Annotated in this window: 11 protein-coding genes and 1 other annotated feature; of the genes, 10 read left to right on the forward strand and 1 reads right to left on the reverse strand. The window is 30.6% G+C overall.

What is annotated here, in order from left to right:
* Positions 1–33 precede the first annotated feature (33 nt).
* Positions 34–1,032 (forward strand): C45 family autoproteolytic acyltransferase/hydolase, encoded by a 999-nt coding sequence (locus ACLR9T_RS00085; RefSeq protein WP_413107492.1) that lies wholly within the window; start codon positions 34–36, stop codon positions 1,030–1,032.
* A gap of 22 nt (positions 1,033–1,054) precedes the next feature.
* On the opposite strand, the gene ACLR9T_RS00090 is transcribed toward ACLR9T_RS00085, so the two are convergent.
* Entirely contained in the window at positions 1,055–2,356 is a 1,302-nt protein-coding gene (locus ACLR9T_RS00090; protein WP_413107493.1) for an oligosaccharide flippase family protein, read from the reverse strand.
* 67 nt (positions 2,357–2,423) lie between these two features.
* Between ACLR9T_RS00090 and ACLR9T_RS00095 the strand changes: the two genes are divergently transcribed.
* The 9 genes from ACLR9T_RS00095 (at position 2,424) to ACLR9T_RS00135 (ending at position 13,588) form a co-directional block, all read left to right on the forward strand.
* The gene (locus tag ACLR9T_RS00095; protein ID WP_413107494.1) at positions 2,424–2,714 is read left to right on the forward strand and encodes a post-transcriptional regulator; all 291 of its coding nucleotides are present in this window, start codon (positions 2,424–2,426) and stop codon (positions 2,712–2,714) included.
* A gap of 37 nt (positions 2,715–2,751) precedes the next feature.
* Positions 2,752–4,389: a single-stranded-DNA-specific exonuclease RecJ gene (recJ, locus tag ACLR9T_RS00100; protein ID WP_413107495.1), complete on the forward strand. Its 1,638-nt coding sequence runs from the start codon at positions 2,752–2,754 to the stop codon at positions 4,387–4,389.
* A gap of 73 nt (positions 4,390–4,462) precedes the next feature.
* Positions 4,463–4,981, forward strand: a complete 519-nt coding sequence (locus tag ACLR9T_RS00105; RefSeq protein ID WP_413107496.1) for an adenine phosphoribosyltransferase — start codon at positions 4,463–4,465, stop codon at positions 4,979–4,981.
* Positions 4,982–5,023: 42 nt separating this feature from the next.
* Positions 5,024–7,249 (forward strand): RelA/SpoT family protein, encoded by a 2,226-nt coding sequence (locus ACLR9T_RS00110; RefSeq protein WP_413107497.1) that lies wholly within the window; start codon positions 5,024–5,026, stop codon positions 7,247–7,249.
* Between the two features lie 247 nt (positions 7,250–7,496).
* Positions 7,497–7,697 (forward strand) — a binding site (T-box leader).
* 37 nt (positions 7,698–7,734) lie between these two features.
* A complete protein-coding gene (gene hisS, locus ACLR9T_RS00115; RefSeq protein ID WP_413107498.1) occupies positions 7,735–9,012 on the forward strand; it encodes a histidine--tRNA ligase in 1,278 nt (425 codons plus the stop codon).
* A complete protein-coding gene (aspS, locus tag ACLR9T_RS00120) occupies positions 9,005–10,762 on the forward strand; it encodes an aspartate--tRNA ligase (protein ID WP_413107499.1) in 1,758 nt (585 codons plus the stop codon). The genes hisS and aspS overlap by 8 nt, the downstream gene beginning before the upstream one ends.
* Positions 10,749–11,822 carry a M24 family metallopeptidase gene (locus tag ACLR9T_RS00125; protein WP_413107500.1) on the forward strand — a complete coding sequence of 358 codons (1,074 nt, stop codon included), beginning with the start codon at positions 10,749–10,751 and terminating at the stop codon, positions 11,820–11,822. The genes aspS and ACLR9T_RS00125 overlap by 14 nt, the downstream gene beginning before the upstream one ends.
* A gap of 116 nt (positions 11,823–11,938) precedes the next feature.
* Entirely contained in the window at positions 11,939–13,249 is a 1,311-nt protein-coding gene (locus tag ACLR9T_RS00130) for a UDP-N-acetylmuramate--L-alanine ligase (protein ID WP_413107501.1), read from the forward strand.
* Between the two features lie 48 nt (positions 13,250–13,297).
* Entirely contained in the window at positions 13,298–13,588 is a 291-nt protein-coding gene (locus ACLR9T_RS00135; RefSeq protein ID WP_413107502.1) for a hypothetical protein, read from the forward strand.
* Positions 13,589–13,597: the final 9 nt, after the last annotated feature.

Below are 13,597 nucleotides of genomic sequence, written 5' to 3' on the forward strand. Positions count from 1 at the left end.
ACCGGTAGCTCTTTAAAAAAGGAGCGAAAAATTATGTATCATTCAAGATTTAAAGGAACCCATTACCAAATTGGGTATAAATGGGGGAAAATGTTATTTAAAAATAATCATTTATTTTTAGATAATGTCCCATTTGAATTAACACAGGAACGAAATGAATTTGCATTACAGTGTTTACCATATTATCAAGAATTTTTTCCTGAAGTTGTTGAAGAAATACAAGGAATAGCAGATGGTCAACGATGTTCATTTGAATCTATTTGTTCAGTTCTTTTTAGTATGTACTGTATTGTTCCAGAAGTGCATTGTTCCTGTTTTGTATTAAGAAACCAGAAAGAGATATTATTAGGACGCAATAGTGATTTTTTGACAGAAATTGAAAAACTATACACTAATTGTATTTATCAATTTAGCAATGGTTCTTATTCTTTTAATGGCAATACAACAGCATGTGTAGAAATTGAAGATGGAATAAATGAGTATGGTTTAGCAGTTGGACTAACATCTGTTTATCCAGCTAAAAAAAAACCTGGGTTGAATGCTGGAATGATGTTACGATTATTTTTAGAAAAATGTAAGACAGTTAATGAAGTTATTGGATTGATTAAGATCTTGCCAATTGCATCAAGTCAAACTTTTATTTTAGCAGATATAAATGGCAATAATGCTCTGATTGAGTGTAATGCTGAAAAAACTGAAATTGTTAGTAATAGTAAGACAGTTTGGGCAACAAATTTATTTCATACAAAGAAAATGGAAAAATATAATAACTATGAAATTGATGATTGGAATGGAGAATTACGTTATCAAACAATAGCAAAAGCAGTATCAAATGAACAAATCAATTCTTTTGATGATGTAATTGATTTATTATCAGGAAAATATGGTTTTCTTTGTCAATATGATCGAAAAACTGGTAAAGATACTGTTTGGTCAGTAATTTATGATTTAAAACAAAAAAAAGTATATCGAGTTGAAGGAAATCCATCTCGAAAGAAGTTTATTGAAGATAAAAGATTTAAGCTTAGATAAACCCTCATTTTAGAGGGTTTTATCAATTATTTGTATAGAATAAATATTTATAACAGGCACCTGCGCTAATAACTAAAGTAATTAATAATCCAGCTAATAAGCTAACAGCAATACTAAAGACACCTAGATAATGACTTAATGTATAAACTAAAATTATTTCTGTAGTACATTCAATAATACTAATGATAAACATTAATTTATTTCTATTTAATGCTTGTAAAAGAGCACTAAGAGGAGTTTGTAAGTAAAAGATGGTAAAAGGGATTGCCATATATTTAAGATAATTTGCACCACTAGTTGTATTATATAAGATCTTTAAGCAGAATTCAGGGATAAAATAAAAGATAAGGGTAAAAGGAACACTAATTAAAAAACTACCTAGTAAAGCTAAAAACATATGTTTTCTTGCAGCAGATATTTTTTTATAAACTACATCATCTGTTATAACAGGTAAAAATAGGCGATAGACAACATTATTAAAAAAAGTAGGAGTAACTAATAAGGAGATTACATAGCCGCTAATAATTGCATATTGCTGGTGAATAGTACTTTCACTTAAATTGAATTTAGTTAAAACAAATACCAATGTGATTGGTTCAAGAAATGAAACAACACAATGATATAATCTAGAACCAGTTAAAGGCATAGCAATATTCAACATATCTTTTATTTGGAGATTATTAATGATACTCTGTTTACTAAAAGAGGTAATTTTATGATCTTTTAAACGGGTGGATAAATAAATAATTGAACTTAACTCACCAACAGACATAGCTAAAGTTGCAAAACTTACTAAATAAGTATCAGCTAAAAAAGAAAATTTTCTAATCATAAAATAACTAAAAGCTAAACGAGCTATTTCCTCAACGAATCCTGCTTTAGCTACAAGAAAAACATTTTGTCGTGCGAGAAAATAGTTTTTAATAATACCACTGATTCCAACTAGGGGAATAAATAGCGCTAAGGATAATAAAGGATAAAAAGCGCCTTCATTTTTTAATAAATCATGACTAATAAATTTTGAAGCAAATAATAAAGTACTCATTACAATGACACAAGTAAAAAGGCAGATGGTAAAAGCGGATATAACAATCTTTTTATTATTATATTTTGGGTTTGCAACTAACCTAAAAACTGCTGAGGGAATACCAAGTTGTCCTAAGGTGATACATAAGGAAACCGTAGGCATAACTAGTATATATAAGGCCATTGCTTCGCTGCTTAATTGACGTGCTAAAATCATTCGATTAAGGATACTGAATAATTTAGCAATGGCAGAACTGGCGGAAAGAATGATAAAAGAATTTATTAGTTTTCTTTTCATAAAGCACTTCCTTTCTGACGAAATTTGTCATATAATATGTAAGTGACTTTGAAATGGAGGGCTGAATGTGGAATCGATTGACGATTTTAAATTTAATAAACGTGACCTTAATTTTTTAATTAAATTAAAAGCCCGTGACTTTAAACAACAAAATATTCATAATATTACTGAACAGCAAATAAAGGATTATTTATTTGAACGCAAATGGCGGCAAAAAGATGCAATTCCTATGTGTGAAATAATCGATGATATCATGAGCCTTGATTTTTCTGAAATATTTGACTATTTAAGTTTACAAGTTGTAAAAGAAGCATCGCGTTTGAGTATAAATGATTTTACAGATTTAATTTCAAAATAGTTGCTAAAGCAACTATTTTTATTTGAAAGGAGTATTTATGGAATGGCAGATTATAAATGATTTGGACTACAAACACTATATGCAGGAATATAATATAAATTCACTTTTAGCAAAGATTTTTGCTTATAAGAATTATTCACAATCTCAAATTGAATTAATATTATCTAATCGTTTGATTTATCATGACTTTTCATTATTTTCAGAAGCTGAAATAACGTTAGAAAGAATTCAGGAGGCAATTGAAAATAAAGAAAAGATTTGTATTTATGGTGATTATGATTGTGATGGAATACTAGCAACTTCAATTTTAGTAGATGCCTTTAGACAATTGGGAGTTGAAGTTGGGTATCACATTCCAAGTCGTTTAGAAGATGGTTATGGTTTGAACTGTCAGCGAGTTGAACAGATGGCAAGTAAAGGTTATACTTTAATTATTACAGTTGATAATGGAATAAAAGCATATGATGCAGTTGAACGGGCCAATGAACTAGGGGTGGATGTAATTATTACTGATCACCATACCTGTGACGAGGAGCTTCCGGAGGCATTTTCAATCATTCATACTAAAATTTCCCCTGATTATCCTTATAAGGAGATATCGGGAGGGTTTGTAGCTTATAAATTGGCTAGTGCTTTACTAAAAAGACATGATAAATATTTGTTTTGTTTAGCAGCAATTACTACTATTTCTGATATGATGCCACTACTTGATGAAAATCGTGCTTTAGTTAAACGAGCTTTAGAGTTTATGAAAGAAAATAAATTTACTCAATTAGAATTATTAATTGGTAATAATCAAAAATATAGTGTTACAAGTATTGGTTTTACTATTGCACCTAAAGTTAATTCATTTGGAAGACTTAGTGAATTAGTTAATCCCAATCATTTGGTTAAGTATTTTCGTCAAGATGCGTCAATTGGAATATTAAAAGCAGTTAGTTCCAAAGCAGTTGAAATTAATACAAAAAGACAAGAAATGACAAATAAACAATATCAGAATGTTTTAACTGCACTTGACGGGAATGAACAATTTTTATATAGTTATCAAAATGAAATTCATGAAGGCTTAATTGGTCTGGTAGCGGGTAAGTATACTCGTCAATATAATCGACCAAGTTTTGTGATGAGTTTAGATATAGATAAAAATATTTATAAGGGTAGTGCTAGAGGAATTGAAGGATTATCATTAAATAATATTTTTAAACAGGTTGAAGATATTTTAGATAGTTATGGAGGACATGCTCTAGCAGGAGGATTTAGTGTTAAGTTTGATAATGTTGAAAAGCTTAAACAAAAATTAACTGTTTATTTAGATGAACAGTTAGAAAATTATCGGCCACCTTTAATTGATGTATTAGAAGTATTAAGTGATGAAATTTGTTTAACTAGTGTAAAACAATTAGAACAATTAGAACCACTAGGTAATGGTAATGAAGAAGCATATTTTTATGCAAAAGACCTACCAGTAAAGAAAGTAATTTTATTATCGAATGGTAAACACCTTCGTTTTGATCTTGATTTAGCTAATACAAGGGGGCAGGCATTGTTTTTTAATCATGGTGATATGTTTGAAAAATATAAAGATGTTAAAAAGATAAATGCTATTGGTAAATTTAGTATTAATGTCTATAATAATATTGAATCAGTTAATCTAATTATCGAAACAATTAAATAGTTTTATTTAATGCATAAAAATGGTATAATTGAATATCATAAGGCATGATTGTAAAGGAGAAGTAGTGTATAAAATGGATTTAACAAAATTTGTAGCTAGCATAAAAGATTTTCCTGAAGAAGGGGTCATATTTAGAGATGTAACGCCATTGATGAAAGATCGAGATGCTTTTAGAGAAACAATTGATCAATTTGTTGACTGGGCTAATAGTCTGGATGCAAAAGTTGATATTGTCGCAGGGCCAGAAGCACGAGGTTTTTTATTTGGCTGTCCTGTAGCTTATAACATTAATGCGGGATTTGTACCAGTTAGAAAACCTGGTAAATTACCTAGGAAAACAGTATGTGAAACATATGCATTAGAATATGGAACTAATGAGGTTCATATTCATGCTGATAGTATTGAACAAGGACAAAATGTAATTATTGTTGATGACCTACTGGCAACAGGGGGGACTGTTGAAGCAACTGTTAAGTTAGTAGAAAAATTAGGTGGAAAAGTAATTGGAATTGCTTTTTTAATTGAATTAGAAGAATTAAAAGGAAGAGATAAACTAGAAGGTTATAATGTTTATTCAATATTAAAATATTAAAAAAGAGCATGGCTCTTTTTTAATAATAAGGGAGGTGTTTTTATGATGGAATACAAAGGTGCAGGGGATAGTGTTTCAATAAAAGATGTTTTAGAAGTATGTAATAAATATATTACTAGTCAAGAAAGTCTTACTTTAATAAATCAGGCTTATGATTATATTATGGAAAAACATAAGGATCAAAAACGAAAAAGCGGTGAACCATATACTAATCATTTGATTTGGGTAGCTTATATTTTAGCAACTTTACAAACTGGACCAGCTACGATTACAGCAGGGTTGCTTCATGATGTAATGGAAGATTGTCATGTCAGTCGTGAAGAAATGGTTGAACGTTTTGGAGAGGAAATTACAACATTAGTTGAAGGGGTTACGAAAATTGGTAAAATGCCCTTTAAAGATGAATCAGATGTTTATGCTGAAAATCATCGAAAGATCTATATTGCCATGGCAAAGGATATTCGAGTTATATTAATAAAGTTTGCCGATCGTCTTCATAATATGAGAACATTACAATTTATGCCTCCTCATAAACAAAAAAGAATTGCTAGAGAAACTTTAGAAGTATATACACCAATTGCTCATCGTTTAGGGATCAATGATATTAAAACTGAATTAGAAGATTTAAGTTTATCATATTTAGATCCTGTAGCCTTTAAAGATATTTCTAATCTTTTAGCAGTTAAACAGGAAGAAAGAAAAGAATCTGTTGCTAAAATGATGGAATCTGTTAAAAATATGCTTGATGAAAATAAATATGAGTATCGAATTTTAGGAAGGGCTAAATCAATTTATAGTATTTACAAAAAAATGTTTGTTAAAAAGAAACGTTTTGATGAGCTATATGATTTATATGCTTTAAGGATCATTACTAAAGATAAGATGGATTGTTATGGTGTTTTGGGTTTAATTCATGATCATTACCGTCCAATTCCTGGAAGATTTAAAGATTATATTGCTATGCCAAAACCGAATATGTATCAATCTTTGCATACTTCTGTAATCGGTGAGGATGGAAATACTTTTGAAATTCAAATCCGTACTGAAGAGATGGATGAATTAGCAGAATTAGGGATAGCTGCTCATTGGCGTTATAAAGAAAACAAAGGTTATTCTTCTAAAAAGGAACAACAGGAAATTGGTGAAAAATTACAGTGGCTAAGAGAGTTTATTTCTTTAAGTGATGATATTAAAGATGGTGATGCAAAAGAATATTATGATTCATTAAGAAGGGATATTTTTGAAGCTAATGTTTATGTTTTAACCCCACAAGGGAAAATTGTTGAATTACCAAATGGTTCAACTCCAATTGATTTTGCATACCGAATTCATACTGAAGTGGGTCATAAAGCTGTTGGTGCTTTAGTTAACAATGTTATGGTGCCAATAGATACAAAGTTAAATACTGGTGATGTAGTTGAAATCAAGACAAATAAGCAATCGCAAGGGCCCAGTGAGGATTGGTTGAAATTTGTTCGTACGGCTGGTGCTCGTAATAAAATCCGACAATTCATCGCATCTAGAGAGGCAGAAACTAAGAAAGATGCAATTGAAGATGGACGTAAGGTTTTAAGAGAGGAACTTAGAAAACGACAGTTAGATGAGAAAAAATATTTAGATCCAGATACTTATAAAACTTTTTTAGGGTCATTTGGTGCTCGTTCATTTGATGATATTCTTTATTTTATTGGTAAAAAGAGTTTGCCGGCAATGACTTTGATTGATCGAGTTGTTCCTAAAAAGAGTGGTTTTTTTGATAGTATTTCTAAAATGCTGCAAAGAAATAATCAGGTTAATGAAAAACAACAATCAATAAGAAGTAATTCAGGCGTTGTTGTTAAAGGAATAGATGGTTTAAAGATCCAGTTATCTAAATGTTGTAATCCGATTCCTGGTGATGATATTCAAGGCTTTGTTTCACAAGGTCAAGGAATTAAAGTTCATCGTAAAGATTGTCCTAATATTCAAATGCCTGAAGTGAAATCTAGATTAATAGATGTTTACTGGGATTTTGCTTCAATTTCAACTATGAAGTTTCAGGCTGATCTGGAAATAATTGGTTTAGATCGAACTAATTTACTAAATGATGTAGTTACGTCTTTAGGACAAATGAAGATTAATATTTTAAATATTCATGCAGATGTTATTGATATGAAAGCAATTATTAAACTCAAGATTTCAGTAGAAGATGCTTCGCGATTGCAACAGGCAATTGATAATATTAATAAGATACAAGGAATATTTGAGGTTAAAAGAATTATTCATTAGATAATTAATATTTTTAAATTAAGTGAAAAAGAATTAGAATCTGATTGATTTATGATGAATTCTTCGCAGTTAATGAGTAAAATGTTGTTTATGATTGGATTATAATCAACGATAATGACTATAATATTTAGTAGATCTATAGCAAGTAATATTGGTTGATTTAGAATTGTTATTTTATTAAAAAGGATAATGATATTAATTATCAGTAAATATTCTTGCTTTTAAAAAAAATATTATATATAATATTTTTAATCCAGAGAACAAGCTTAAACAATTATATCTTTTTTTAGAGAGAATACGGGTGGTGAAAGTATTTAAAAGAAGGTTGTGGGACACTTGGGAGGAGTTACTTTGAAGTAAGTAGAAGTAAACGTATGTCGCGTTAAGACAAGAGAGCGTGTTGTTTAACACGAATTAAGGTGGTACCGCGTTAATTAACGTCCTTATTTTAAGGACGTTTTTATATTATTAAGGAGGAAATGAAGATGATGTATAAAGCTGCTCGAGGAACAGTGGATATTTTGCCTGAGCAAAGTGCTAAATGGCAAACGTTAGAACAATTAATTAGGACTATTTGTGCTAATTATAATGTTAAAGAGGTGCGAACACCAATATTTGAACATACAGAATTATTTTGTCGTGCAGTTGGTGATACAACTGATGTAGTTAGTAAAGAAATGTATACTTTTGCAGATAAGAAAGGTCGTTCAATAACTTTACGCCCTGAAGGAACAGCGGGTGTGGCTAGAGCGTATGTAGAAAATAAGATGTTTTCTAATCCTGATAAAATTAGTAAATTATATTATATTGGACCAATGTTTAGATATGAACGTCCTCAAAATGGGCGGCAACGTCAGTTTCACCAATTCGGGGTAGAAATGATTGGTTATGAATCACCATATTTAGATGTTGAATGTATGACTATGGCAGTTACTCTTGTTGAAGCGCTAGGATTAAAAGGGGTTAAGTTACATATTAATACACTTGGTGATAATGAAAGTCGTGATGCTTATCGTAATGCTCTAAAAGCTCATTTTGAGCCATATTTAGATGAGTTGTGTGGTGATTGTAAAAGTCGTTATGAAATTAATCCGTTAAGAATTTTGGATTGTAAAATTGATCATGATCATCCAGCTATGGCTAAGGCACCAAAAACAATCGATTATTTAAGTGAAGCAGCAAAACAACATTTTACTAAAGTATGTGAACTATTAGATGATTTGGAAATTGAATATGTAGTCGATACAAATTTAGTTCGTGGATTAGACTATTATTGTCATACTGTATTTGAAGTTATTTCTGATGATCCACGTTTAGGAGCTGGTTCAACAGTTGGTGGTGGTGGTCGCTACAATGGTTTAGTTCAAGAATTAGGTGGACCAGAAGCTCCTGGTGTTGGATTTGCCTTTGGAATGGAACGCTTGTTAATTGCAATGGATGATGATTTAGAAGAAGCTGATGGATTGGATGTATATGTAATGCCTTTGGGTGATCAAGCTAAAGATTTAGCGGTTCAGATTACAGCGATGCTTCGTGCTAATGGTTTTAGTGTCGATATGGATTATCAAGGGCGCTCTTTAAAAGCTCAATTTAAAACGGTTGATCGAATGGATAGTCATTTTGCAATGATCATTGGTGATCAGGAAGTAGCTGATGAAGTAGTAAATATCAAATGTACTCATTCAAAAACACAGGATATAGTACCAATTGAAAATATTGTAGCTTATATTGAAAATCATATGGAGGGACATGTTCATGAATAGAACTCATAATAATGGCGAATTAAGAATTAGTGATGTTAATAAATTTGTTGAATTAAAAGGATGGGTAGCTAAAAAAAGAAATCTAGGATCTTTAATTTTTATTGATTTAAGAGATCGTTTTGGAATTACCCAGATTGTTTTAAATGAAGAAATGGAAGCTATAGGTAGAGAAATTAAAAATGAGTATGTGTTACATGTAGCTGGTAAAGTAATTGAACGCAGCTCTAAAAATCCTAATATGCCAACAGGGGATATAGAGATTGAAGCTATGCATATTAATATTATTAATACTGCTAAAGTTACGCCTATTTATACGAGTGATGACACTGATGCCAGTGAAGATGCTAGAATGCAATATCGTTATTTAGATTTAAGAAGACCAGTAATGCAAAATAAAATTATAACACGTCATAAAATTACTAGCAGTATTCGTAATTTTTTGGATAATCATGATTTTATTGATGTAGAAACTCCTTATTTAAATCGCTCAACGCCTGAAGGAGCAAGAGATTTTTTAGTTCCTTCCAGAGTTCATAATGGTTCTTTTTATGCTTTACCTCAATCACCGCAATTATTTAAACAATTATTGATGGTTTCGGGATTTGAACGTTATTATCAGATTGCTCGGTGTTTTAGAGATGAGGATCTTCGTTTAGATCGCCAGCCAGAATTTACGCAAGTTGATGTTGAAATGAGTTTTATGACAACTGATGAAATCATTACTATGGGAGAAGAATTATTAGCTCAAGTAATGAAAGATGTTAAAGGAATTAACCTTCAATTACCGTTGCCACGTATGACTTGGCATGAAGCAATGGAAAAATACGGAATTGATAAACCGGATATTCGTTTTGGATTAGAGTTAGTAAATTTAAATGAAACAGTAAAAGATGTTGAATTTATGGTTTTTAAAAGTGCATTAGAGGCTAATGGACATGTTAAAGGAATCAATGTTAAAGGAGAGGCGGATAATTTTTCTCGTAAAGCGATTGATAAGTTAACAGATGTAGTTAAAACATATAAGGCTAAGGGACTAGCCTGGTTAAAAGTTAAGAATGGAAAAGGTGAAGGACCAATTGCTAAATTTTTTAACGATGAACAAATGACACGTTTATTAACTGCTATGGATGCTGGTGATAATGATTTGTTATTATTTGTTAGTGATGTTAAATATAGTGTTGTTTGTGATGCTTTAGCAGCGTTACGTAATCATTTGGGAAAAGAGCTAAAATTATTTAATAATGATGAGTTTGCATTTTTATGGATTGTTGATTTCCCAATGTTTGAATATGATGATGAAACAGAACGTTATTATGCAGTACATCACCCATTTACTCGTCCTAAAGATAGTGATATTGATAAAATTGAAAATGATCCAGCTAATTGTTTAGCTGATGCATATGATATTGTTTTAAATGGTTTTGAATTAGGTGGAGGATCACAAAGAATTTATGAACAAGACTTACAAGAACGGGCTTTTAAAGCGTTAGGATTTACTCAAGAAAGAATTGATAGTCAATTTGGCTGGTTTGTTGAAGCTTTTCAATATGGTACACCACCACATGGAGGATTTGCATTAGGTCTTGATCGTCTAGCGATGCTGCTTACAGGAAGTGAAAATATCCGCGAAGTTATTGCTTTCCCTAAAAATGCTAGCGCAGTGTGCCCAATGTCTAAAGCCCCAAGTAATGTTGATAATGCACAGTTAGAAGAATTAGGAATCGCGGTGATTGATGATGAACAAGAATAGAATTGATGCCGTTGTAAGTAATATGAAGGAAGCTGGTCTAGATTATTTATTGATTAGTGAACCTTCATCAATAGATTATCTGATTAATTATGTCAATAATCCTGGTGAAAGAATGTATGTATTAATGTTGGCTGTAAATGGTCATCATAAATTATTTTTTAATAAATTATTTTTTGTTGAAAATGATTTAGGAATTGATATTGTTTGGCATAGTGACACAGATGATGCTGTACAATCAATAGTTGATAATCTTAATAATCCAAAGGTAATTGGTGTTGATAAACATTGGCGTGCAAATTTTTTACTTAGTTTAATGGAAAAAATCCCTGATGTTAGATTTGTTAATGGCTCAAAGTGTATTGATCATGTTCGAATGATCAAGGATGAAATAGAGCAGGCTTTAATGATAGAAGCTAGTTTGATCAATGATAAAGCGATTCATGAAGTTATCCATCAAGTATCTTTAGGATTATCAGAACTTGAAGTAGCAGACAAGTTAGGTGAAATTTATAATAAATTAGGTGGTGATGGTAATAGTTTTGATGCAATCATTGCCTATGGTGCTAATGGGGCTAATCCTCATCATGAAAATGATAATAGTCACTTGAAACCGGGAGACAGCATAATTATTGATATGGGGTGTAAATATAAAGGTTATTGTTCAGATATGACTAGAACAGTTTTTTATCAAGAAGTTAGTGAGGAAGCAAGAAAGGTTTATGAATTAGTAAAATCAGCTAATGAAGCTGCAGAAGCAATAATAAAGCCTGGAGTTAAATTGTGTGATATAGATAAAACTGCCCGTGATTTAATTACTAAAGCAGGATATGGTAAGGAGTTTAATCATCGTTTAGGTCATTTTATTGGAAAAGATGTTCATGAATATGGTGATGTTTCTGTAAATTTTGATTTAGAAGTTGAAGAAGGCATGATTTTTTCAATTGAGCCAGGAATTTATTTACCAGGTAAGTTTGGGGTACGGATTGAAGATTTAGTAATGGTTACTAAAGAGGGATGTAAAGTATTAAACAGTTATTCAAAAGATCTAAAAGTAATTTAATGATTAAGAGAATAAATCTTAATCATTTTAATTGTCGATAAAAAATTATACTTTTTAGAATACGTTAAATACTTTTATCTTAATTTGTGCTAAAATGGTGGAGTGAGGTGACAAAAATGTATTATTTTATAGGTATTAAGGGTTCAGGAATGGCACCGTTAGCGGAAATTCTTTATGAACTTGGGAATGAAGTATGTGGTAGTGATATAGATAAATATATTTTTATAGAGGAAGAATTAAGAAAAAGAAATATTCCGATTTATTCTTTTGATGCTAATAATATTAAAGATGGTTATACTGTGATTATTGGTAATGCTTTTAATGATGAACATGTGGAAGTTAAAGCTGCATTAGCTAATCCAAATGTTAAATGTTATCGGTATTTTGAGTTTTTAGGTCAATTTATGGAAAAATTTATTTCTATCAGTATAGCAGGTACTCATGGTAAAACTACAACAACAGGGATGGCTTATCATTTGTTTGAAGGTTTTGATAAAACATCAGTTTTAATTGGTGATGGTACTGGTCATGCGGTTAAAGATAGTAAGTACTTTATTGCAGAATCATGTGAATTTCAGGATCATTTTTTATATTATTATCCAAAATATGCTATTATTAATAATATTGAATTAGATCATGTTGATTATTTTAAAACATTAGAAAGATATATTGAGTCATTTGAAAAATTTGCAAATCAAGTAAAAGATACAGTTATTGTTTGGGGCGATGATCAAAATATTAAAAAAATTAATTTTAAAAAAAGAGTTATGAGATTTGGTCTAAATGACTATAATGACGTTAGGGCGGTAAATATAATAGAAAATAATTTAGGTTTTTCTTTTGATGTTTATATTCATAATGAATTATTTGGACATTTCAATTTGCCATTCTTTGGTATGCATATGTTATATAATTCACTGGCTATTATTACACTTGGTTATTTAGAAAACATGAGTAGTGAATATATTCAAAATAGATTGGCAACTTTTGAAGGTACGAAACGCCGTTATAGTGTTACTGAAGTAGGTAATAATGTTTACGTTGATGATTATGCGCATCATCCTACTGCAATTAAATATGTAATAGAGGCAACTAGGGTCAAATATCCTAGCAAAAAGATCGTAGCAATATTTAAACCAGATCGTTTTTCTCGGGGAGCTCGATTTGCAGTTCAATTTGCCCAAGCAATGGATTTAGCTGATTATCCATATTTTTGTCCTTTCCCTGAAAATGCTGCAAAAGAAGACGGTATCGATATTGATATATATGATATCGCTAAAAATTTACCGAGAGCAAAAGTTATTGGAGAAGATCAAGAAGCAGCTGAAGAGTTAGCCAAATATGATGATGTAGTTTTCTTGTTTATGTCTAGTAAAGATATATATAAACTTGAAGAAAAAGTTATCACGATAAAAAAATCTATATAAGTATTAAAAATTGTGGTATAATATTTTTTAGAAAGTCGAGGTAAAGTTATGACTGCTATAGACGTTTGTTACTGTGTTTTAATTTTGTCAGGAGCTTTTGCATTAGTTTGTTTAGGAATTCTTTTGCTTCGTAGTTCGACAACAGTAAAACAAGTTGGTAACACAGTAGAAATGGCTCAAAGTACAATTGATAAGGCAGAAAAAATCATGGATGATATAACTTATAAATTGGATCTTTTAAATGCACCGATTGAATCAATTGCTCGTTTCTTCGATCCGAATCGACCTAAGTTTAATCCGATTAGTGCTATTATTAGTTTGTTTAGAAAAAAATTTTAGAAAGGTGAA

It is taken from the genome of Thomasclavelia sp. (assembly GCF_047249845.1).
GTDB lineage: Bacteria > Bacillota_I > Bacilli_A > Erysipelotrichales > Coprobacillaceae > Thomasclavelia.

Bases quoted from the DNA above. Each gene is read 5' to 3' on its own strand.
- ACLR9T_RS00105 (WP_413107496.1), top strand. From the start codon at position 4,463: ATGGATTTAACAAAATTTGTAGCTAGCATAAAAGATTTTCCTGAAGAA.
- ACLR9T_RS00085 (WP_413107492.1), top strand. From the start codon at position 34: ATGTATCATTCAAGATTTAAAGGAACCCATTACCAAATTGGGTATAAA.
- hisS (WP_413107498.1), top strand. From the start codon at position 7,735: ATGATGTATAAAGCTGCTCGAGGAACAGTGGATATTTTGCCTGAGCAA.
- recJ (WP_413107495.1), top strand. From the start codon at position 2,752: ATGGAATGGCAGATTATAAATGATTTGGACTACAAACACTATATGCAG.
- ACLR9T_RS00090 (WP_413107493.1), bottom strand. From the start codon at position 2,356: ATGAAAAGAAAACTAATAAATTCTTTTATCATTCTTTCCGCCAGTTCT.
- ACLR9T_RS00110 (WP_413107497.1), top strand. From the start codon at position 5,024: ATGATGGAATACAAAGGTGCAGGGGATAGTGTTTCAATAAAAGATGTT.
- ACLR9T_RS00125 (WP_413107500.1), top strand. From the start codon at position 10,749: ATGAACAAGAATAGAATTGATGCCGTTGTAAGTAATATGAAGGAAGCT.
- ACLR9T_RS00130 (WP_413107501.1), top strand. From the start codon at position 11,939: ATGTATTATTTTATAGGTATTAAGGGTTCAGGAATGGCACCGTTAGCG.
- aspS (WP_413107499.1), top strand. From the start codon at position 9,005: ATGAATAGAACTCATAATAATGGCGAATTAAGAATTAGTGATGTTAAT.
- ACLR9T_RS00135 (WP_413107502.1), top strand. From the start codon at position 13,298: ATGACTGCTATAGACGTTTGTTACTGTGTTTTAATTTTGTCAGGAGCT.